Annotated in this window: 24 protein-coding genes and 3 pseudogenes; all 27 read left to right on the top strand. The window is 44.3% G+C overall.

Going from position 1 to position 20,820, the window contains the following annotated elements; genetic code table 11:
• Positions 1–181: 181 nt before the first annotated feature.
• Positions 182–628 (top strand): RNA polymerase sigma factor, encoded by a 447-nt coding sequence (locus OCV77_RS12250; protein WP_002602096.1) that lies wholly within the window; start codon positions 182–184, stop codon positions 626–628.
• Positions 618–821 carry a helix-turn-helix domain-containing protein gene (locus OCV77_RS12255; RefSeq protein ID WP_002602095.1) on the top strand — a complete coding sequence of 68 codons (204 nt, stop codon included), beginning with the start codon at positions 618–620 and terminating at the stop codon, positions 819–821. Before OCV77_RS12250 ends, OCV77_RS12255 begins: the two co-directional genes overlap by 11 nt.
• Positions 822–1,354: 533 nt before the next feature.
• Positions 1,355–1,753, top strand: a complete 399-nt coding sequence (locus OCV77_RS12260) for a plasmid mobilization protein (RefSeq protein WP_002602094.1) — start codon at positions 1,355–1,357, stop codon at positions 1,751–1,753.
• Complete coding sequence (locus OCV77_RS12265) at positions 1,725–3,347, top strand: relaxase/mobilization nuclease domain-containing protein (protein WP_002602093.1); 1,623 nt, start codon at positions 1,725–1,727, stop codon at positions 3,345–3,347. The genes OCV77_RS12260 and OCV77_RS12265 overlap by 29 nt, the downstream gene beginning before the upstream one ends.
• A gap of 186 nt (positions 3,348–3,533) precedes the next feature.
• A complete protein-coding gene (locus OCV77_RS12270; protein WP_006058351.1) occupies positions 3,534–3,725 on the top strand; it encodes a hypothetical protein in 192 nt (63 codons plus the stop codon).
• Positions 3,715–4,473: a phage replisome organizer N-terminal domain-containing protein gene (locus OCV77_RS12275; protein ID WP_002605636.1), complete on the top strand. Its 759-nt coding sequence runs from the start codon at positions 3,715–3,717 to the stop codon at positions 4,471–4,473. Before OCV77_RS12270 ends, OCV77_RS12275 begins: the two co-directional genes overlap by 11 nt.
• Positions 4,470–5,327 (top strand): ATP-binding protein, encoded by an 858-nt coding sequence (locus OCV77_RS12280; protein ID WP_002605635.1) that lies wholly within the window; start codon positions 4,470–4,472, stop codon positions 5,325–5,327. The genes OCV77_RS12275 and OCV77_RS12280 overlap by 4 nt, the downstream gene beginning before the upstream one ends.
• Positions 5,324–5,506: a transposon-encoded TnpW family protein gene (locus tag OCV77_RS12285; protein ID WP_002605634.1), complete on the top strand. Its 183-nt coding sequence runs from the start codon at positions 5,324–5,326 to the stop codon at positions 5,504–5,506. The genes OCV77_RS12280 and OCV77_RS12285 overlap by 4 nt, the downstream gene beginning before the upstream one ends.
• Before the next feature lie 100 nt (positions 5,507–5,606).
• Complete coding sequence (locus OCV77_RS12290; protein WP_002605633.1) at positions 5,607–7,217, top strand: recombinase family protein; 1,611 nt, start codon at positions 5,607–5,609, stop codon at positions 7,215–7,217.
• Positions 7,218–7,238: 21 nt separating this feature from the next.
• Positions 7,239–7,322 (top strand): annotated as a pseudogene (locus OCV77_RS16915) (Maff2 family mobile element protein); the annotation flags it as partial.
• Positions 7,309–7,908 (top strand): annotated as a pseudogene (locus OCV77_RS12295) (ATP-binding cassette domain-containing protein); the annotation flags it as partial. The pseudogenes OCV77_RS16915 and OCV77_RS12295, both read left to right, overlap by 14 nt.
• Positions 7,908–9,650, top strand: a complete 1,743-nt coding sequence (locus OCV77_RS12300) for an amino acid ABC transporter ATP-binding/permease protein (RefSeq protein ID WP_012740517.1) — start codon at positions 7,908–7,910, stop codon at positions 9,648–9,650. The pseudogene OCV77_RS12295 and the gene OCV77_RS12300, both read left to right, overlap by 1 nt.
• Positions 9,651–9,707: 57 nt before the next feature.
• Positions 9,708–9,848: a hypothetical protein gene (locus OCV77_RS16715; RefSeq protein WP_081458329.1), complete on the top strand. Its 141-nt coding sequence runs from the start codon at positions 9,708–9,710 to the stop codon at positions 9,846–9,848.
• 647 nt (positions 9,849–10,495) lie between these two features.
• The gene (locus tag OCV77_RS12310; protein ID WP_171029228.1) at positions 10,496–11,251 is read left to right on the top strand and encodes a DUF6033 family protein; all 756 of its coding nucleotides are present in this window, start codon (positions 10,496–10,498) and stop codon (positions 11,249–11,251) included.
• Between the two features lie 47 nt (positions 11,252–11,298).
• Entirely contained in the window at positions 11,299–11,841 is a 543-nt protein-coding gene (locus tag OCV77_RS12315) for a hypothetical protein (RefSeq protein WP_008116573.1), read from the top strand.
• 412 nt (positions 11,842–12,253) lie between these two features.
• The gene (locus OCV77_RS12320; RefSeq protein WP_008116575.1) at positions 12,254–13,468 is read left to right on the top strand and encodes an ATP-binding protein; all 1,215 of its coding nucleotides are present in this window, start codon (positions 12,254–12,256) and stop codon (positions 13,466–13,468) included.
• A 78-nt stretch (positions 13,469–13,546) separates the two neighbouring features.
• Positions 13,547–13,741 (top strand): annotated as a pseudogene (locus OCV77_RS16720) (LysR family transcriptional regulator); the annotation flags it as partial.
• Between the two features lie 357 nt (positions 13,742–14,098).
• Entirely contained in the window at positions 14,099–14,281 is a 183-nt protein-coding gene (locus OCV77_RS12325) for a hypothetical protein (protein WP_262575304.1), read from the top strand.
• On the top strand, positions 14,278–14,844 hold the full coding sequence (gene rhuM, locus OCV77_RS12330; protein ID WP_262575305.1) for a RhuM family protein: 567 nt from the start codon (positions 14,278–14,280) through the stop codon (positions 14,842–14,844). The genes OCV77_RS12325 and rhuM overlap by 4 nt, the downstream gene beginning before the upstream one ends.
• 11 nt (positions 14,845–14,855) lie before the next feature.
• On the top strand, positions 14,856–15,149 hold the full coding sequence (locus tag OCV77_RS12335; RefSeq protein ID WP_262575306.1) for a type II toxin-antitoxin system death-on-curing family toxin: 294 nt from the start codon (positions 14,856–14,858) through the stop codon (positions 15,147–15,149).
• 58 nt (positions 15,150–15,207) lie between these two features.
• Complete coding sequence (locus tag OCV77_RS12340; RefSeq protein WP_262575308.1) at positions 15,208–15,909, top strand: hypothetical protein; 702 nt, start codon at positions 15,208–15,210, stop codon at positions 15,907–15,909.
• Positions 15,910–15,988: 79 nt separating this feature from the next.
• The gene (locus OCV77_RS12345) at positions 15,989–16,786 is read left to right on the top strand and encodes a carbon-nitrogen hydrolase family protein (RefSeq protein WP_262575309.1); all 798 of its coding nucleotides are present in this window, start codon (positions 15,989–15,991) and stop codon (positions 16,784–16,786) included.
• A 272-nt stretch (positions 16,787–17,058) separates the two neighbouring features.
• Entirely contained in the window at positions 17,059–17,700 is a 642-nt protein-coding gene (locus OCV77_RS12355; RefSeq protein WP_262575310.1) for a nitroreductase family protein, read from the top strand.
• Positions 17,701–17,841: 141 nt separating this feature from the next.
• Positions 17,842–18,879, top strand: a complete 1,038-nt coding sequence (locus OCV77_RS12360; protein ID WP_262575311.1) for a YeiH family protein — start codon at positions 17,842–17,844, stop codon at positions 18,877–18,879.
• Between the two features lie 10 nt (positions 18,880–18,889).
• Entirely contained in the window at positions 18,890–19,465 is a 576-nt protein-coding gene (locus OCV77_RS12365; RefSeq protein WP_262575312.1) for a methylated-DNA--[protein]-cysteine S-methyltransferase, read from the top strand.
• 137 nt (positions 19,466–19,602) lie between these two features.
• The gene (locus tag OCV77_RS12370) at positions 19,603–19,896 is read left to right on the top strand and encodes a hypothetical protein (protein ID WP_262575313.1); all 294 of its coding nucleotides are present in this window, start codon (positions 19,603–19,605) and stop codon (positions 19,894–19,896) included.
• A 15-nt stretch (positions 19,897–19,911) separates the two neighbouring features.
• Positions 19,912–20,754 carry an endo alpha-1,4 polygalactosaminidase gene (locus OCV77_RS12375; protein ID WP_262575314.1) on the top strand — a complete coding sequence of 281 codons (843 nt, stop codon included), beginning with the start codon at positions 19,912–19,914 and terminating at the stop codon, positions 20,752–20,754.
• Positions 20,755–20,820: the final 66 nt, after the last annotated feature.

Here is a 20,820-nt window from a genome sequence, read left to right on the forward strand (position 1 = left end):
CAAACCCGGCCGAGCCAGTCAACGGTCAAGATGAACGGGCTTCGCCCGCCGTTGACAGCCCCGCCCGGTTTTGCAGTTAGGCAGTCAAGGAGCGACAGCCTAAAGTGCTGCCGCCCCTTACTATCATAAAAAGCAACTACTAACCAGCCACAGCCCTTTTGGGAGGAAAGGGGGATTTTCCATGACCTGTACAGAAGAATATCGGGAACATATCGAGTACACTTTCCATGCCTTTTGCAAAGTCGTTATCCGAAATGCAACGATCAACGCAGCGAGGACACGGAGCAGGAAGCACAAAAGAGAAATATCCCTTGAATACCTCACAGACGAAAAGCACTACCCTTTAGGCACGACAGATGAATATTTCCAAGCCCCGGAGCCGGACGAGGAATACATACTTACCCTTTGCGGCGATACGGTCATTTTCAGCAGCGGTTTACTTGCGGAAGCCCTGTCACGGCTGGACGAACGGGAGCGGGAAATGATTTACCTGTCCTTTTTCAAGCGTATTCCACAGCACGAAATTGGCAGACAGTACGGGCGCAGCCGCAGCACAGCGGGCTACCATATCCGAAAAGCCCTACGGCAGCTCCAAGCGGAAATGGAGGGAATGGCATATGAGAAATAATAGGCTTCTCCCCTATGAAACAATCGTCCAAGCCGCCAGCGGGGAGCCGGAAGCGGTGGGAACTGTATTGCAGTATTACCGCCGCCGCATACAATGTGCCGCCCGTGTGAATGGACGGGTAGACCAAGATACAGAGGACTACATCACCCAGACGCTTCTCACAGCTATTTTCAAGTTCCGCTTTGGGAGATAGCCCTACCGCCTACAACTGAATAACCGCCGCTTCGCCGGCAACCAGAAAGCAGTAAATCTATTCAACAGATTTGCTGCTTTTTTTCGTTCCTGTTTGGCATTTTTGAAAATCCCCAGTATGAAAAAACAAAAGGGAAAATAGCCGCCGCAGTTGGCAAAATCCCTTACTTATCCGTAGAGGGTATCAAAGAAAAAAATACTGCCATTGTCCGCCTATTCCGGCTTGCGTGGTGTTGTAGGGAATAGAGGGGAAATTCTAAAAATCTCCGTCCATTTTGCTTTGCGTGGTGTTGTAGGTAGTGAAAGGAAAATTTTCAAGATAAGCCGGAATAGCGGGTAGCAAAGCCCTTTTGAAACGTTTTGTTAGCGGAAAGGACGGGAGCCGGGGAACGCCGGAGTTTTTCAGAGCAAGATTCTACCGAGGTGCCAAAATTCGCTCTCCGCTTATTTTTGCCCCTGCGGGAATCTTGTTGGGGAGTGCCTTCCCCAAACCCTGCTATGCGCCCTGTCGGGCGAGAAAGGAGGTCACAGACCATGCGAAAGAAATACAATACGCCCCACCGCCGTCATGTGGTAAAGACCCGCATGACCGATGAAGAATACGCCGACTTCACCGGGCGGCTGGCGGCTTATGAAATCAGCCAGTCCGAGTTTATCCGGCAAGCCATACGGAAAGCGACCATACGCCCCATTGTCACCGTTTCCCCGGTCAATGACGGGCTGCTTGCCGCCCTCTCCAAGCTCACGGCAGAGTACGGGAAAATCGGCGGCAACTTAAACCAGATTGCCCGGAGCCTGAACGAATACGGAAGCCCCTACCGGGGGCTGGAAAAGGAAGTGCGGGGAGCCGCCGCCGACCTTGCCGCCTTGAAGTTTGAAGTCTTGCAGAAAGTAGGTGAAGCCGTTGGCGATACTCAAACATATCAGCTCTAAAAATGCCAACTACGGGGACGCTGAAAAATACCTCACATTCGAGCATGACGAGTTTACCATGAAGCCCACCCTTGACGCAGACGGGCGGCTCATACCGAGGGTAGACTACCGCATATCCTCTCTGAATTGTGGCGGGGAGGATTTTGCCGTTGCCTGTATGCGCTCCAATCTCCGCTACGGCAAGAACCAGAAACGGGAGGACGTAAAGAGCCACCACTACATCATCAGCTTTGACCCACGGGACGGCCCGGACAACGGCTTGACCGTTGATCGGGCGCAGGAGCTGGGCGAGAAGTTCTGCGCCGAGCATTTCCCCGGACACCAGGCCCTTGTCTGCACCCACCCGGACGGACACAGCCACACCGAAAATATCCATGTGCATATCGTCATTAACAGTCTGCGGATTGCGGAGGTTCCCATGCTGCCCCACATGGACAGGCCAGCGGACAGGAAAGCAGGCTGCAAGCACCGCTGTACGGACGCAGCTATGAACTATCTGAAAGCCGAAGTCATGGAGATGTGCCACAGCGAGGGGCTTTACCAGATAGACCTTTTGAACGGCAGCAAAGAACGCATTACCGAGCGTGAGTATTGGGCGCAGAAGAAAGGACAGGCTGCCCTTGACAGAGCCAACGCCCCTATTGCTGCGGACGGTATCGCGCCCCGGCAGACCAAGTTTGAAACGGATAAGGCGAAGCTGCGCCGGACTATCCGGGAAGCCCTTGCCGCTGCTTCCGGCTTTGATGAGTTTGCCGCCCTGCTTCTCCGGCATGGTGTGACCGTCAAGGAGAGCCGGGGGCGGCTAAGTTACCTCACGCCGGACAGGACGAAGCCAATTACCGCCCGGAAGCTGGGGGACGATTTTGACCGGGCTGCTGTCCTCTCCGTTTTGGAGCAGAACGCCGCCAGAGCCGCCGAAAAACCCGCAGCCATAGCGGAATACCCCGGCAGTATCAAAGACCGCTTACGGACGAAAAAAGAAGCGAAAAACGCCCCGAACAATGACGCTGTACAGCGCATGGTAGACATAGCCGCCAAGCGAGCCGAGGGGAAAGGACGGGGCTATGAGAAGTGGGCGACCATGCACAACCTCAAACAGATGTCGGCTACCCTCATGCTCTACCAGCAGTATGGCTTTTCTTCCCCGGACGAGCTGGACGCTGCCATTTCCGCAGCCAACACCGCCACGCAGGAGAGCCTTGCCGGACTGAAAGGGCTGGAAGCCGCTATCCGGGAGAAAAAGGAATTGCAGCGCAACCTTTTGGGCTATATCGGCACGAAGCCCGCCCGTGACGGTCTGAAAGCGCAGAAATCGGAGAAAGCCCGGAGAGCCTACCGGGAACAGCACGAAAGCGATTTTATCATAGCGGACACAGCCGCCCGTTATTTCCGGGAGCATGGAATAACCAAGCTGCCAGCCAGCAAAGCCCTGCAAAGGGAGATTGAGCAGCTTACCGTCCAGAAGAACGCCGGATATAACGACTACCGGGAGAAACGCCAGCGGGCGCAGGAGCTTCAGACAGTCAGACGCAATATCGACCAGATTTTAAGGGGCGCACCGAGCCAGCAGAAAAAGCGTGAACAGGAGCGTTAAAGACCGCCCCGAAATGATACCGAAACCCTACAAAAATACAGGTATGATATGAACCCTTACCGCAATACTCCCCGACTTCCAAACGGGGCTTACAGGGCAGAAAAAGCCCGAAAATGATACCGAGAACATACAGAAAATGCCCCCTATCCCGCTACACCGATAGGAACGGCAGAAAGGAGCTTACCATTGCCGAGAATGAGCAAGAAGCGGCGGCTGGAATGGTCTTTCTTCCTCAACCACCGCAACCGTATCACTTACAACGACCTATGCCGGGGCTGCACCCGTGACTGCAAACAGAGCTTCCGGGCGGTTATCATACTATGCCCTCGCTATTATTCCAAACGCTGGAAAAAGGAGGACGCAGCCTATGGCAGATAACCGCAAATATTACTACCTCAAGCTGAAAGAGAGCTATTTTGACGATGATGCAATCGTTCTGCTGGAAAGTATGCAGGACGGCGTTATCTATTCCAACATTCTCTTGAAGCTGTACTTGAAATCGCTGAAAAACGGCGGGAAATTGCAGCTTGACGAGAATATCCCCTACACCGCCCAGATGATTGCGACCATTACCCGCCAGCAGGTAGGTACCGTAGAGAGAGCTTTGAAAATCTTTATGAAGCTGGGGCTTGTGGAGCCTTTGCCAAGCGGCGCACTCTACATGAGCAACATTGAGCTTTTAATCGGCCAGTCCTCTACCGAGGGGGAGCGCAAGCGCAGGGCGCGACTGGCTTTGCAGGAACAAAAAGCCCTGCCGCAGACAGGGGCGGACAAATGTCCACCATATCGAGCGGACATTTGTCCACCAGAGATAGAGATAGAGAAAGAGATAGATATAGAAATAGAAAAAGAGAGAGAGTTAGAAACGGGACACCCCGCCCCCGCCGCCTATGGCAGATACCACAATGTCATTCTTTCCGATACGGAGCTTGACGGGCTGAAAACAGAGCTTCCCGGCAAGTGGGAGTATTACATTGACCGCCTATCCTGCCATATCGCTTCCAGCGGGAGGAAATACAAGAGCCATGCAGCCACGATTTTCAAGTGGGCGCAGGAGGACGCAGCCAAGAAAGCCCCGAAAAAGGGCATACCCGATTATACCTGTAAGGAGGGCGAGAGCTTATGACGAATGGATTTGATGAAATGATTTTGAATATGACCGACACCACGCCGGAGCCGGAGGACTACACCGGCGAGGACGGGCTTTTATACTGCGGGAAGTGCCACAAGCCCAAAGAGGGCTATTTCCCCAAAGAAACCGCCGCATGGCTGGGGCGTGACCGCCACCCGGCAGAATGTGACTGCCAGCGGGCAGAGCGTGAGGAACGGGAAGCCGCAGAGAAACAGCGCAGTCACCTTGAAACTGTCGAGCGGTTGAAGCGGCGGGGCTTTACAGACCCGGCTATGCAGGGCTGGACGTTTGAGAACGACAACGGCAAGTGCCCGCAAATGGAACACGCCCATTTCTATGTGGAGAACTGGGAAACCATGAAAGAGCGCAACATTGGCTATCTGCTATGGGGCGGCGTTGGCACAGGCAAGAGCTATTTTGCGGGCTGTATCGCAAATGCCCTTATGGAGCGTGAAATCCCCGTGTGCATGACAAACTTTGCATTGATATTGGGTGACCTTGCCGCCAGCTTTGAGGGCAGGAATGAATATATCTCCCGACTTTGCAGCTTCCCGCTGCTTATCCTTGACGATTTTGGAATGGAACGGGGAACGGAATACGGCTTAGAGCAGGTCTACAACGTGATTGACAGCCGTTACCGCAGCGGCAGGCCGCTGATCGTCACGACTAATCTCACGCTGGAGGACTTGCAGCACCCGGAGGACACCGCCCACGCCCGCATTTATGACCGTCTGATTGAAATGTGTTCTCCTGTCCGCTTTACCGGGAGCAACTTCCGAAAAGCCACGGCGCAGGAGAAAATGGGACAACTGAAAAAGCTGATGAACAGAAAGGAGAGCCGCCTATGACCAACACCCCAAAGAATGACCGCAGCACCCGCCGCCCGGATTGCGTGACGGAAATCCGCATAGGTAATTCTGTCCTTGTCGTTTCCGGCTATTTCAAGCAGGACACCACCGCCACCGCCGCCGATAAAATGCTGAAAGTGCTGGAAGCGGAAGCTGCTACACAAAAATCGGCAATTTGACGGGACGTAAAGAAGCAGAAAGGACTGTACAGCCAGCCCCGGCGTGTGGTATGATAGTCATACGGAATAGTGGGGCTGGCTGTCGGAAATGGAGGACACTATGTTAAGACAGACCACCCGAAACCTTATTACCGCCCTTTATCCGAGATTATCCCACGAGGACGAGCTGCAAGGTGAGAGCAATTCTATTTCAAACCAGAAGCGTATTCTTGAAACCTATGCGAAGCAGAACGGCTTTTCCAATCTGCAATGGTACACAGATGACGGTTATTCTGGGGCGAACTTCCAAAGACCCGGTTTTCAAGCCATGCTTGCGGACATTGAAGCCGGAAAAGTCGGCACCGTTATCGTCAAGGATATGTCACGGTTAGGGCGAAACTATCTGCAAGTGGGAATGTATACGGAAATGATTTTCCCACAGAAAGGCGTCCGCTTTATCGCTATCAATGACGGAGTGGACAGCGCACAGGGCGACAATGATTTTGCCCCTCTGCGGAACATTTTTAACGAATGGCTGGTGAGAGATACGAGCAAGAAAATCAAAGCAGTAAAACGGTCTAAGGGTATGAGCGGGAAGCCCGTCACGAGCAAACCCGTATACGGCTACTTTATGGACGAGGACGAAAATTTTATCATTGACGGGGAAGCCGCCCCTGTTGTGCGGCAGATTTACAGCTTGTGCCTTGCCGGGAACGGGCCGACCAAGATAGCCCGTATGCTCACAGAGCAGGAGATCCCCACGCCGGGAACGCTGGAATACCGTCGGACGGGAAGCACCCGCCGCTACCACCCCGGCTATGAGTGCAAGTGGGCGACCAATACCGTGGTACATATCCTTGAAAACAGGGAGTACACGGGCTGTCTGGTAAACTTCAAGACGGAGAAGCCGTCCTACAAGACCAAGCACAGCGTAGAGAACCCCATTGAGAAACAGGCGATTTTCGAGAACCACCATGAGCCTATCATTGACACCCAGATGTGGGAGCGTGTGCAGGAGTTACGCAAGCAGCGCAAACGCCCGAACCGCTATGATGAAGTGGGCTTATTCTCCGGCATACTCTTTTGTGCCGACTGCGGCAGCGTCCTTTACCAGCAGCGTTACCAGAACGCCACCCGCAAGCAGGATTGTTATATCTGCGGGAGCTACAAGAAGCGTACCCGTGACTGTACGGCGCACTTTATCCGCACCGACCTGTTGACCGCCGGAGTGACCGACAATCTGCGGAAAGTCACCAGCTATGCAGCGAAGCACGAAGCCCGGTTTATGAAGCTGCTGATCGAGCAGAACGAGGACGGGGGCAAGCGCAGGAACGCCGCAAGGAAAAAGGAGCTGGAAGCCGCCGAGAAGCGTATCAGCGAGTTATCCGCTATCTTCAAGCGGCTGTATGAGGACAGCGTGACCGGGCGCATTTCAGACGAGCGTTTCACGGAGCTGTCGGCAGACTATGAAGCCGAGCAGAAAGAACTGAAAGAGAGAGCCGCCGCTATCCGGGCAGAGCTTTCCAAAGCGCAGGAAGCCACGGTAAACGCAGAAAAGTTTATGAATGTTGTCCGCAAGTACACCAGCTTTGAAGAACTTACCCCTACCCTTTTGCGTGAGTTTGTGGAGAAAATCGTTGTGCATGAGTGCAGCTATGACGAGAACGGCACACGCAGACAGGACATTGATATTTATTACTCTTTCGTTGGCAAGGTAGACCTGCCCGAATGACCGCCCGACCTATCCGGCGCAATGCGCAAACGCCGGATAGGAACGGCAAAATTTTTTACACTTCTACTACTTCTTTATCACACATCAGCAAAAGAACCGGGGATATAACGGAGAAATCATCATCGGTGGCGTACCGCTTAATGAAGTGAATGAAACCAATCTGATGCAGAGGGTTGTTCTGGTTCGCCATAACAGCTACCTGTTCAAAGGTACAGTAGAAGAAAATCTGAAGATGGCAAAACCGGACGCAACGAAAGAAGAGATGGAAGCTGTCCTTCAGAAAGTGAATCTCTTAGGGTTCTTACAAACACAGGATGGCTTGCAGACACAGTTGTTGGAAAAAGCAAGCAACCTGTCCGGCGGTCAGTGTCAGAGACTGGTAATTGCCAGAGCATTGCTTCGGACAGACAGTGCGGTTTATATTTTTGATGAAGCTGCATCCAATATCGATGTAGAAAGTGAAGAACTAATCATGAATGTGATTCACGAACTGGCAAAGACAAAGACGGTACTTCTGATCTCCCACAGACTGGCAAATGTCGTGAAGTCTGACAAGATCTATTTCTTAAAAGACGGAGAAATCAAAGAAAGCGGAAAGCATGACGAACTGATGAGCCAGAATGGTGCGTACAGACATCTGTATGAAAGCCAGATGGCACTGGAAAACTATGGAAAAGGAGGAATGGCATAATGAGTGAAAATACGAATACAACAAAACGCAGAAGTGCCATCCAGATCATGGGAAGTCTGATTGGTCTGGTAAAACCCTTGCTCCATATCATGCTGGCAGCAATCATCCTTGGAACATTGGGTTATTTATGTGCAATCTTCCTGACGATACTGGCAGGACAGGTTATCATGCATGGTCTTCTGACAGGAGTAGCCGGAATGATTGTTCCGGTGGACAATATGTGGCGGGTATTTACTCCAGTAAAAACGATTATTACAGTCATGATCGTAATTGCAGTGCTTCGTGGAATCCTGCATTATGTGGAACAGTATTGTAATCATTTTATCGCATTTAAGTTGTTGGCAATCATCCGTCACAAAGTGTTTGCGGCACTGAGAAAGCTCTGCCCTGCAAAATTGGAAGGACGGGATAAGGGAAATCTGATCTCGATTATTACAACCGATATCGAATTACTGGAAGTGTTCTATGCACATACCATTTCTCCGATTGCGATTGCAACGCTGACCTCAATTATTATGGTGATTTTTATCGGAAGATATCACTGGCTGGCAGGAGTGATTGCTCTGGTAGCTTATCTGATTGTCGGTGTTGTCATCCCGATGTGGAATGGAAAACGTGGAAGCCAGAAGGGAATGGAATTTCGGACAAACTTCGGAGAACTGAACAGTTTTGTTCTGGATTCTTTACGTGGACTGGACGAGACCATCCAGTACGGACAGGGTGAAAAGAGAAAAGAGCAGATGTCTGAGCATTCCAAAAATCTTGCAGGAATGCAGGAGTCATTAAGCAAAATGGAAGGCTCACAGCGTTCATTTACGAACATGGTTATCCTGCTTGCATCTTTTGGAATGCTTGCACTGACGATCTGGCTGTACGACAAAGGTGCGATGGGATTCGAGGGAATCTTAACCTGCACCATCGCAATGATGGGTTCTTTCGGACCGGTAGTAGCATTATCAAGCCTTTCCAATAACCTGAACCAGACACTGGCAAGTGGTGAGCGTGTTCTTTCTCTTCTGGAAGAGACACCGCTTGTGGAAGAAATTCCGGGTGACGTGGAAACTTCCGGTGCAGAGAGCATGGAACATGAATTTACAGGAGCAGAGGCAGAGCATGTAACATTTGCTTATGATAATGAGGTTATTTTAGATAACTATTCACTGAAATTACAGCCGGGTAAAATCACAGGGATTCATGGTGCGAGCGGCTCCGGAAAATCTACGCTCTTAAAACTGCTGATGCGGTTCTGGGATGTGCAGGATGGAAGTGTATCGGTAGACGGTACAGATGTCCGCAAGATTCCGACCAAGCATTTGAGAGATATGGAAAGTTATGTCACACAGGAAACGCACCTGTTCCATGATTCGATTGCAAACAATATCGCAATCGCAAAGCCGGGAGCATCCAGAGAAGAGATTATGGAAGCTGCAAAGAAAGCGTCTATCCACGATTTCATAATGACACTTCCGAAAGGATATGATACAGAAGTCGGAGAACTGGGTGATACGCTGTCCGGTGGTGAAAAACAGAGAATCGGAATTGCAAGAGCATTTCTCCATGAATGCCCTCTGATCCTGCTCGATGAGCCTACATCGAACCTCGACTCTTTAAACGAGGGAATCATTTTAAAATCATTGAAAGAATCGGCCAAGAAGAAAACGGTTGTCCTGGTATCCCACAGAGTATCCACAATGAACGTGGCCGATGTAGTATATGAAATGGAGAACGGCAGAATTTCTTAATAAATTCTTAGAACTGATAGGGTATCTCCAGAAACTGCAAATCATGATGCATGCCGGATGGAACATACAATCAGCGAAGAATCTTTCCAGAAGATTCAGGAACTGGTGAAGAAGATAAAAAAGAAGATTCATCAAAGGAACAAATGGAAAAACAATGGCAATGCCATAAAGTCAGTTGTTCGAAGTTTTGTTCGATAGCTCAGTTGTTGTCAAATATCCGATATTTTGAACTCAAAAAGCCAAAAACAGGTATGCCAAAAAGACAGATGCTGTCCATCTGCCAAAAAGAAGGATATTCAGTTGCAGAACTTACCGATATCCAAAATGAATTGCGCTGATTCCACGGAGAGGCCGTTGAAACTGCCGGAACCTGTCTTTCACTGCGTGGACATATTTCATCATCAGCCGGATAATATCGATGTGCCTTCCAGAATCCCTGCGCATGAAGAACTTTCTGGCTGTTTTTAATGCTGAAGAAAAGTCAAGTTCATAGAGATACTTGTTGCTGCCATCCCGTTTCTTTTTCAGGTTTTCTTCTGCCGCTTCGTTTGCGATAAAAATGCCGAAATTGCATTGGAACAATTGGTGCCTGACACAATAAACTTGCAATAGGCTGCTTTTTTCTGTTGAGCAAGAAGTATCTTTTAATTCATATTTAGGTGGTTTGTCAATAGCAATAATATTTAATGCATAATCTGATTTAAGAGTGAATTTCAAATTTTAGATTTTCAATAATCATGGGATAAAAATAACAGGGAGGATTATAGTTTTCGGAATAAAGCCGATATATAATATTAGAAACAATAAATAATAAAGAACGGATTCAGAGAAGGAGGACAAAGGATATGTCAATGAATGTGAATACAACGGGTACTGTTTATGGAAGTTATCAGAATACCTACAAGGCAGGTACAGTAGATAAGAAAAAAGAAACAGCGAAAACAACAGAAAATGATAAGGTCAAGAAAAATGTGACAGAAAGTATAGCCGAAAAAAATCTAAGTAAAGAGGCACAAAAAATGCTTAAAGATATGCGTGGCTCAAGAACAGATATGGACTTTATGGTTGCAGATTTTGAAAATGGTGATAATGCTAAAGATATTTTAGCACAAAGTGATAAAGAGTTTACGGTTATTTTCTCAAAGGAAGAAATGGAGAAGATGGCATCCGATCCCAAATATTATGCTGAAAAGATGCATAGTATTGAAGGTGCTTTGCGTATGTCGGATGAAATCAATGCTCAGTTTGGATTTGAAAGAGCATTTGGTAAGACAAACGGAATAGAAAACAGTGCAGATACTGATACAAAAATAACAAAGTTTGGTATTTCTTTTAATAGTGATGGAACTACAACATTCTTTGCTCAATTAGAAAAAACATCAGCTAGTCAGAAAGAATATCTTGAAAAAATTCAGGAAAAGAAAGCTGCGGAGAAGAAAGAGGCGAAGAAAAAGGAACAATTAAAGCAAATTGAAGTAAAAAAAGCTACTGTTCAAGCAAATTCAAAAGATGAACTTTTGGATAAAATTAAAAATATTGAATGGAATTCTATCAAACCAGAGGATAATAAAATCGGTGGAAGATTTGATTTTTCAATTTAGTATATTTAGATGGGGATGATTACATAAAGTATGGAGGTAGATTCATTATGAGAAAACGTTTTTTTTCTATTATTGTATGTGTTGTCATGCTTTTTACAATGAATGTCACAGCTTTTGCGGCAGAAACTCAGGAAAATTATTCGGAGACGGAGAAAACAATGACATTTGAAATAACTCCGACAGCATTAACTTCTGGATCATCACGACATTCTGTTGGAATGTTAAATTCCTTTTTTGGAACAAATGATACAGTGGCAACTTCCGCTCTTGGTTCTTTTACAATCAGCAGCACATCTGTTCCGTCAGGCTCCACAATCAGTAAAATAGTGGTTACATCCACAAAAAGTAGTGGAAGTAGTGGAAACATCGAATTATTTGTTGCTAAAGATGAGGATAATGGAGATGGCACATTTGACAGATATACAGACAGCAAAAGTTGGAATAGTTCTCTTACTTTTGCAGATTTTGGCAATTATAATTTAAGCCCTGTTGGAAATTATTATGTTCAATTTGAATCTACAAGGTATTCAACGGGAACTGTTGCAGCAGCAACATTAAAAAATATTTATGTCACAGTATACTATCATTAAAATTTTATAATCCCCATTCTAAACAAGCAAAGATGTTGTTATTCAGTTAGCAGCATCTTTGCTTTTAATTGTATAATTGATATGACTATTGAGTTAGAATGACATTGATAGCGATAGAAAGCTATATATTACAGAAGCAGACTTTGATAAAAAAGCATTTGAGAGATTATATAAATTGAATATTATATAATCAGAGGTATATAGAACATGCACAGAGACACTATATTTCAATATGAAACAATGGTGCCTGACACAATAAAAACGCATAGCCAAACTTCGCTCGGTATAACTGCCTGATTGTGTCGAAATTCGTATTTTATCAATTATATCTGATAAAACTGGATTTGCGGTATTGAAAATCAGTTATAGCCGTGGTACCATATAGACAGTTTCAGAAGGGAGGCTGGTCTACATGATTAAACGAGAAATTTATATGAGCCGTATCCGTCCTTTTATCGGAAATGAGCTGATAAAGGTTCTGACAGGGATTCGCCGTAGTGGAAAATCTGTCATGCTGAGCCTGATCCAAGAGGAACTTGCCCAAAACGGGGTCCAACCAGAACAGTTTATTTCCCTGAATTTTGAGAACATGAGCAATGCACACCTTTGTACGGCTGTTGCATTGCATGATGAAATCCTTCGCAGAACAAAAGAAATCAGCGGCAAGGTTTATCTGTTCTTCGACGAAATCCAAGAGGTGGCTGATTGGGAAAAATGTATCAACTCTTTCCGGGTGGAGCTGGATTGTGATATATACATTACCGGTTCCAACGCCAAGCTGCTTTCCGGTGAGCTTGCCACTTATCTTGCCGGACGGTATGTGGAGTTCGTGATTTACCCGTTTTCATTCAGAGAGTTTATGGAGCTGTATCACACCGTTTACGAAGGTGCAGACGAAAGACAATGCTTTACAAAATATCTGACGCTGGGAGGAATGCCCTATTTGAGCAACCTTCGCTACGACGATGCCGCCAGTCGTCAGTATTTGCGGGACTTGTTCAACTCCGTAGAGCTGAAAGATATTATCAAGCGAAACAATATCCGTGATGTGGATATGCTGGAGAGAATTATTGCTTATATAACTTCCAACATCGGCACTACCTTTTCTTCCACAGCCATTTCCAAGTATCTGAAAAGTGAAGGGCGCTCCGTTTCACCAGAAACGGTACTGAACTACATCAAAGCCTGCACGGACGCATTCCTGTTTTATCAGGTGAAGCGCCAAGACCTCCAGGGAAAGAAAATCCTGACCGTCAACGAGAAATACTATGTTGCAGATCATGGTGTCCGGGAAGCCGTGTACGGTGGCAACATGAAGGACATTAACCTTGTCCTTGAAAATGTTGTCTACATGGAGCTGCTGCGCCGTGGTTATTCTGTGACTGTTGGGAAAGTCTCTGACAAGGAGATTGACTTCGTATGTGAAGATCATGGGAAAAAGCTGTATGTTCAGGTTTCCTATCTACTTGCCTCGGAGGAAACCATCCAGCGTGAGTTTGGGGCGTTTGCCGGTGTTCGTGACAATTTCCCGAAATACGTTGTAACGATGGACGAACTGGATATGAGCCGAGATGGAATCAAACACCGCAATATTCGTGACTTCCTGCTGGCAGAGGAATGGAACTGAAATGTTCTTCTTTCACCAGAAGATATGCAGAAGTTCTTCCAATGCCGAGAATGAAAAAACAATGGTGCCTGACACAATAAATATTATGATATGTCTGTATTTAACCGCTGTATAGAAACCGGGAATGTTCTCTTAATACTGGAATGTTGGCAGGATGTCCACCCGGCGCTTGTCAGTATCCCAGTGAAATGGGAATACAGCTCGCCGTATGGACTTTTGTATGCTCTGAATCCGCCGGATGATGTTATGCAGTTTGAAAACAATGGTGCCTGACACAATAAATATTGTATAAATGTCAATGCTGTTGTGGTACATGTTGTATTCTGCGTAAATGGTATTCATGTTGTGTCTCCTTTAAACCAATAAAAATATAGAAGCATTTCAATCAGTTCACAATGTCACTTTTATTTTGTGTTATACTGTTTTATATAATTTTCTTGCCCTTGTTTTTGCCCTTATCAGAGTTCGTAAACACTGGTGGGACGATATAACGCAAGGGAAACAATAAGGGAAAGCTCACCTGCGATAAACTTTGTGTTTTCAAGGGATTGAGAGATATTTGATAATAAAATATAACAGTTATTAAATCCCTTGGAATATATGAAATCTCAATTCAAGTTTGCAGAACGGATGAGCAAAGTAGAAAATCATAAGCTGGAGGACAATAATATGCTTATAGATTTTAATAAAACGAAGGAAATTACAGTACCGGGAATGAACAACGGAACCGGTATGATGACAGTGAAGATGTATATGGATGCGCAGGACAAGATTATCCTGTGCGCGATTCATAAGGGGGGGGGATTTTTTTGAAAAATGAAATTGTTTTATTTACAGATGGCGATATAAATATTGAAGTTGAGTTAAGTCCGGAATTAGAAACAGTTTGGCTAACACAGAAACAAATGGGAGAATTGTTTGAAGTAAAACAGGCAACGTTAAGTGAACATATCAATAATATTATATCGTCAGGCGAGTTGGATGAGACTTCTATCGGTTTTTCCGATAAAAGTTCCGGAGGACGAAAACCTAAGATATATAATCTTGATATGATATTATCTGTGGGATATCGTGTTAATTCAAAACGAGGCATCGCATTTCGTAGATGGGCTAATTCTGTTTTAAAGAAATATGTGATTCAAGGTTATGCTATTAATGAAAAACGCTTGCAAGCGCTTGAAAGAACGGTTGATATTCAAACAAAGATGCTTGCAAGCACATTGGAGGTTGAAGAATCAGACATTCTAAAGGCTGTTACCTCGTATACAGATGCATTAATGCTTTTAGACCAATATGATCATCAATCTCTTAAAAAACCAGTGGGAAACAGGCCTATATATAAAATAACATATGAGGAATGTAAAAAAATGGTATAGTTGAGGGTATTTTGGCAGCAGTTTATCAGAGTGTGTTTGGTGGAGATGTATATCCGTCATTAGAGGAAAAAGCTGCTAATTTATTATATTTTATGATTAAGGATCATCCATATGCAGATGGATGTAAGCGAATAGCAGCATCGTTATTTTTGGAATTCCTTGCTCGGAATAATGCTTTATATAGAGATGATAATAAGATAATCAGTGATGGAGCATTGGTTGCGATTACGCTTATGATTGCAGAGTCAAGACCAGAAGAAAAAGATATAATGGTGAATCTTGTAATGAATTTTTTGACAATGTAGTTAGTTCATGAAATTTATTATTTAATGAAATTGGTAAATCGGTATTTAAGGAGCATATATGAAGAAACAACAACTTTCAGCGGAACAAAAAAGATTAGAAACAGATCTTTGGATTATAGCTTTGGTAACATTGGGAGTTTTCCTATTTTACGCTGCAACAGGTAAACAACTAATGAGTTTTGTTGCGAACAGCAATATTTCAGTTATTCCAAGATTATTACTTAATGCGGGAGTACAATTTGGCGTAGCTGGATTGGGAATTACAATCGTTTGCATTTTGCGAAAAGAAAGTTTCACGCATTTTGGATTGATACGAAAAAATATTTTCAAAGCAATCATCGGGACGATTATATGCTTTGTCCCGTCCATCTGTTATATTTTTTTATCAGGTCAATTCAATGGCTACCAATCTTTCAGTATTTTAATCACAGATGATGTAATTGCAAGTGGTATTCCATTTTCAATATTAGGAATGGCTCTTATCGTTCTTGTGTGGGGCTTTTTTGAAGGATTTAATTATGTTGTTATTTGTGACAAAATCAATAGAAGATACCCTACTACAAACGAATGGTTAGATTATGGAGCTATTACTTGTGCAATCGTGTGTATACTTTTCCACCCATTTAGCACTTCTTTTTGGGGGATTGTAGAAATAATTACCACAGTTATTGCAATTTACGGAATGTTAATGGTAAAGAAGAAAACTGGCAACGCATGGGGGTGCGTATTTGCCTTTTGTTTTATTTGGAATGCCATATAAATTCAAGCTTGTTGTACAGAGATGAGCCTCTGGAGATTAAAAAATGAAATTGGAGCTTGAAGCGAGAAAGGGGATAGGTATGCGGTTAGCGTTAGTTCAAATGCCGAATTACGGCAGTAAGGATGAAAATTTATATAAAAGTTTGCAGGCAATTGAGATTGCGTCAAAGCAAGGGGCAGACCTTGTACTGTTCCCAGAAGTACAGCTGACAGAATTTTTTCCACAGTATCCAGGTCAGGATGCACATAAGTATGCAGTAACAATTGAGGGAGAGACTGTAAAAAAATTTTGCGACATATGCAGGAACAATAAGATTTCGGCAGTACCTAATCTATATCTTCTTGAAAATGACAGGACATATGATGCAAGTATTTTCATTGATAAAAACGGTGAAGTAAAAGGCACGCAGAAAATGGTGCATATAGCACAGGCAGAGCAATTTTACGAGCAGGATTATTATACGCCATCTGATGAGGGCTTTAAGGTTTTCGATACGGAATTTGGAAAAATAGGTCTTGTTGTATGCTTTGACAGACACTATCCTGAGAGCATACGGACAGAAGTACTGCGTGGAGCAGATTTGATTCTGATACCGACCGTTAATACAAAAGCAGAGCCATCGCTGATGTTTGAGTGGGAACTTCGGGTACAGGCATTTCAAAACAGTGTTATATTGGCAATGTGTAATCGTGTTGGCACAGAAGGAAATATGTGTTTTTCGGGAGAATCCATAGTCGTAGATGCAAAGGGAGATGTTCTTGCAAAAGCAGACGATACGGAACAGATTTTATATGTGGATATAGATATGCAGGAATCCTTAAAAATACGAAATGCAAAACCGTATACACAGCTTAGAAGACCGGATTTTTATTTATAAGAGCCTTGGGGTCAGCTCCTAATAGACGTATGTCTGGCAATTTGATGCAAATGCTGAAGAGTGGGGTGATACAGTGAAAGCAGAAAATCAGCTGTTGAAACTGAAATCCAGGAACTTCAAAAAACTCTCTCCCTCTTAAAATTCAAGTGCTGGTATTATGAAACGGCAATGAAAGATGGTAACGAAGATGGTATAAATGCCATGTTACCTGACAAGCTTCCAAAAAATATACAGAAACTATATGACGAAGGAACAAAAGAGAGGATACTGTAATGGATATATTAGAGCTTATGAAAGAAAGACACAGCGTAAGGCAATATAAAAATCAGACTATCGAATCATCTAAAAGAGAAGAAATCAACTCCCTGATAAATGCTGTCAATGCAGAGAGTAAATTATCAATTCAGGTTTTTTATGACGAACCAAAATGTTTTAATTCTTTTATGGCTCATTATGGGAAGTTTGAAAATGTAAAAAACTATATTGCTATTGTCGGAAATAAAAATGATCAAGAAAAGGCAGGATATTATGGTGAGAAGATTGTGCTGAAGTGTCAGGAACTTGGCCTTAATACCTGCTGGGTAGCAATGACGCATGGTAAATCAAAAGCAGAAATAAACAGAGGACAGAAACTGCTGATCATTATTTCTCTGGGATATGGGGAAACACAGGGAGTTCCACATAAAGGCAAGAGAATAGCAGAACTTGGAAAGGCAGACCAGAGTACAGAATGGTTTGACAGAGGTATGGAAGCAGTAAGTCTGGCACCTACTGCTGTAAATCAGCAGAAGTTCCTTTTTGAACTGAAAAATGGAAAAGTCACAGCCAAAAATCTTGGAGGATTTTATTCTAAGATTGATCTTGGAATTGCCAAATATCATTTTGAGGCAGTAACCGGGCATGAAGTAAAATGATGTAGACAAAGAAAGATATAGATAAACCGACAGCAGATTTTGAGCGGTATCAGAAAATACTGTTTGCTGAAGCTGCATGGGTTTAAGCTTGAACATAATGTGATAAAAAAGAAAATGATAAGAAAGAGAGGTTATTAATAAATGAATTTTATGAAGAAAAACGGGAGTGGCATTCTTGTCTGCCTTGTGATAGCAATTCCGTCGTGGCTGCTTGGAAAGGCTTTTCCGGTGGCAGGAGGACCGGTGATCGCTATTATAGCAGGAATGATCGTTACCATGTTCTGGAAAAATAAAGGGAAAGCAGAATCAGGAATTAAATGGACTTCAAAGGTGATTCTTCAGACTGCAGTTGTTTTGCTTGGGTTTGGAATGAATCTTGGGGTTATCTTTCAGACTGGAAAGCAGTCACTTCCTATCATTATCTGCACGATCACAGCATCTCTTGTCATTGCGTGGATATTACAAAGGGTTCTCAAGGTGCCGGCGAATACATCTGTACTGGTAGGTGTCGGCTCATCTATCTGTGGAGGCTCTGCGATCGCGGCGACTGCTCCCGTCATAGGTGCAGATGATGATGAGATCGCACAGTCCATAGCAGTGATTTTCTTTTTTAATGTGCTTGCAGCCATTTTCTTCCCCATGCTTGGAAAAGCAATTGGGTTCGATACTATACACGGTGATGCATTTGGGATTTTTGCAGGGACAGCGATCAATGATACCTCATCTGTAACGGCTGCAGCATCAACCTGGGACAGTATGTGGAACCTTGGAAGTGAGACACTGAATAAAGCAGTGACTGTGAAGCTTACGAGAACGCTTGCTATCATACCGATCACGCTTGGATTATCATTTATACAGGCGAAAAAGAGTGTACGGGAAGGAAAGCAGGCCGCAAAGTTCAGCTTAAAACGGGCATTTCCAATGTTTATACTTTACTTTGTGATAGCAGCGATCATCACGACAGTCTGTGTACATATGGGAGTCAATGCGGAAGTATTTAAGCCAATGAAGGAGCTGTCTAAATTTATGATCATCATGGCTATGGCTGCGATCGGCTTGAACAGTAATATGGTACAGCTTATCAAAACAGGTGGCAAACCCATTATCGTTGGTGCTTCCTGCTGGTGTGGAATAACGGTCGTAAGTCTGATCATGCAGCATGTGATGAAGATCTGGTAGGTATAAAAATATGGTATACACATGTGGATATAGGTCACCGTTAGGTGATATTTTGATGGCTGCGGATGAAAACGGACTTACCGGTTTGTGGTTTGAAGGGCAGAAATATTTTGCAGATACACTTCCGGATGAGCAGGTTTCACAGGAAACGCCCGTCCTTACGAAAGCCAAAAGGTGGCTGGATATATATTTCTCCGGTGATGAGCCTGACTTTACGCCTCCGCTTCATCCCTCCGGCTCATCATTCAGACAGGAGGTGTGGAAGATTTTATCAGAGATCCCCTATGGACAGACGGTCACATATGGAGAAATAGCACGCAGAATGGGAGAATTGAAAAATATTCCTCATATGTCCGCACAGGCAGTTGGCGGTGCAGTGGGACATAATAAAATTTCCATTATTATTCCATGTCATCGTGTAGTGGGTGTAAAGGGGAGTCTGACAGGATATGCTGCAGGAATTGACAGAAAAATTTCACTGCTTGAGCTGGAACATGCTAAAAACTACACTGATCAACGGCCGTATATGGTCTTGGCAGCAGGTCTGAAAAAGGCATATGTCCGTCACTATGGCGAATTACTTTAGCGAGGCACGAGGATGATAGAGAAACATAAATATTTCCTTAATTATGGAGAGATACTATTTACATAGGTCAAATAGTAGAGTAATCTTTTTAAAAAATATTCAGAGAATGCTGATAACAGGAAAGAGGTAGATTGATAATGAAGAAGAAACTGATGACGATTGTAATTTGTACAATGCTTTGTGCGGCTTTATTTGCAGGCTGTGGACGGGCGGAAGAAAAGGAATTAACGGGAACGATCGATGAGATAAAGGATTTTATGTTTGTCATTACAGATGAAAATGATACGCCATATAGCTTTACCTTTGAGGAGAAGCCGGAAGGTCTGGAGAATGTCAGCGAAGGGGATACTGTAATCGTAAAATATACAGGAACAATATCTGAGGTGGATCCGTTTGAGGGAGAGGTAATATCTGTTGAAAAAACAGAATAAAACCGTTTAAAGGAGATGTTAAATATTTCACAGAAAAAATCAACAGCTTTGACTGTGCTGCTTGTTCTCACGTTTATTATTGAGGGACTTTTTATAAAAGGCTGTAAAGCAGAAACATTAGGAAAAAGGGATTATGGAGTTTTTTTAAATGTAGATGACTCATCTCTGGAACGGCTTGAAATGTATGAAACGATAGTGATCGATGCGCAGTATTTTACAAAGAAGGACATTGAACAGCTGCATGAAAATGGAACGACCGTATATACTTATCTTAATATTGGTTCTATCGAGAACTTCAGGGAATATTATACGGCCTATGAGGAACTGGCAATTGGCAGTTATGAACATTGGGATGAGGAAAAATGGGTGGATGCAGCAAGCCCGGACTGGCAGAGGTTTATAATGCAGCTGGCACGGGAGCTATATGAAAAAGATGTTGATGGTTTTTTTATTGATAATTGTGACGTATATTATTATGCTCCGCGAAAGGATATTTTTGATGGTCTTACAGTCATCCTGCAGTACATCATGACATTGGGAAAAGAAGTCATCATCAATGGTGGTGATATTTATGTGACGGAATATAAGGAACGTTATGGGACTATTGATCCTATTATGACAGGTGTAAACCAGGAGACTGTATGGAGCCATATTGATTTTGCTAAGGGAACCTTTAACGAGCAGAACAGGGAGGAGAGGGAGTATTTCTGCGGATATCTGGAATCATGTAAGGCAGATGGAATGGAAGTGTATCTGTTGGAATATACAGCCAACCGGAAGCTGATCCGGAAAATAGAAAAATACTGCAGGAAACAAGGCTTTCATTTTTATATTTCAGATTCTCTTGAGCTAGAGTAAACGTTAAGTATATATTTATCAAAAATATATGTATGTTTCCACAGAATAACTGGTGTACAGATGAAG

Origin of the sequence: Suilimivivens aceti (assembly GCF_025567405.1) — a bacterium.
GTDB classification, from domain to species: domain Bacteria; phylum Bacillota; class Clostridia; order Lachnospirales; family Lachnospiraceae; genus Suilimivivens; species Suilimivivens aceti.

What these genes read in the sequence shown, in the direction of transcription:
- OCV77_RS12250 (WP_002602096.1), top strand. Translation starts at nt 182, where the DNA reads ATGACCTGTACAGAAGAATATCGGGAACATATCGAGTACACTTTCCAT.
- OCV77_RS12255 (WP_002602095.1), top strand. Translation starts at nt 618, where the DNA reads ATGAGAAATAATAGGCTTCTCCCCTATGAAACAATCGTCCAAGCCGCC.
- OCV77_RS12260 (WP_002602094.1), top strand. Translation starts at nt 1,355, where the DNA reads ATGCGAAAGAAATACAATACGCCCCACCGCCGTCATGTGGTAAAGACC.
- OCV77_RS12275 (WP_002605636.1), top strand. Translation starts at nt 3,715, where the DNA reads ATGGCAGATAACCGCAAATATTACTACCTCAAGCTGAAAGAGAGCTAT.
- OCV77_RS12280 (WP_002605635.1), top strand. Translation starts at nt 4,470, where the DNA reads ATGACGAATGGATTTGATGAAATGATTTTGAATATGACCGACACCACG.
- OCV77_RS12285 (WP_002605634.1), top strand. Translation starts at nt 5,324, where the DNA reads ATGACCAACACCCCAAAGAATGACCGCAGCACCCGCCGCCCGGATTGC.
- OCV77_RS12290 (WP_002605633.1), top strand. Translation starts at nt 5,607, where the DNA reads ATGTTAAGACAGACCACCCGAAACCTTATTACCGCCCTTTATCCGAGA.
- OCV77_RS12300 (WP_012740517.1), top strand. Translation starts at nt 7,908, where the DNA reads ATGAGTGAAAATACGAATACAACAAAACGCAGAAGTGCCATCCAGATC.
- OCV77_RS16715 (WP_081458329.1), top strand. Translation starts at nt 9,708, where the DNA reads ATGGAACATACAATCAGCGAAGAATCTTTCCAGAAGATTCAGGAACTG.
- OCV77_RS12310 (WP_171029228.1), top strand. Translation starts at nt 10,496, where the DNA reads ATGTCAATGAATGTGAATACAACGGGTACTGTTTATGGAAGTTATCAG.
- OCV77_RS12315 (WP_008116573.1), top strand. Translation starts at nt 11,299, where the DNA reads ATGAGAAAACGTTTTTTTTCTATTATTGTATGTGTTGTCATGCTTTTT.
- OCV77_RS12320 (WP_008116575.1), top strand. Translation starts at nt 12,254, where the DNA reads ATGATTAAACGAGAAATTTATATGAGCCGTATCCGTCCTTTTATCGGA.
- OCV77_RS12325 (WP_262575304.1), top strand. Translation starts at nt 14,099, where the DNA reads ATGAGCAAAGTAGAAAATCATAAGCTGGAGGACAATAATATGCTTATA.
- OCV77_RS12340 (WP_262575308.1), top strand. Translation starts at nt 15,208, where the DNA reads ATGAAGAAACAACAACTTTCAGCGGAACAAAAAAGATTAGAAACAGAT.
- OCV77_RS12345 (WP_262575309.1), top strand. Translation starts at nt 15,989, where the DNA reads ATGCGGTTAGCGTTAGTTCAAATGCCGAATTACGGCAGTAAGGATGAA.
- OCV77_RS12355 (WP_262575310.1), top strand. Translation starts at nt 17,059, where the DNA reads ATGGATATATTAGAGCTTATGAAAGAAAGACACAGCGTAAGGCAATAT.
- OCV77_RS12360 (WP_262575311.1), top strand. Translation starts at nt 17,842, where the DNA reads ATGAATTTTATGAAGAAAAACGGGAGTGGCATTCTTGTCTGCCTTGTG.
- OCV77_RS12365 (WP_262575312.1), top strand. Translation starts at nt 18,890, where the DNA reads ATGGTATACACATGTGGATATAGGTCACCGTTAGGTGATATTTTGATG.
- OCV77_RS12370 (WP_262575313.1), top strand. Translation starts at nt 19,603, where the DNA reads ATGAAGAAGAAACTGATGACGATTGTAATTTGTACAATGCTTTGTGCG.
- OCV77_RS12375 (WP_262575314.1), top strand. Translation starts at nt 19,912, where the DNA reads ATGTTAAATATTTCACAGAAAAAATCAACAGCTTTGACTGTGCTGCTT.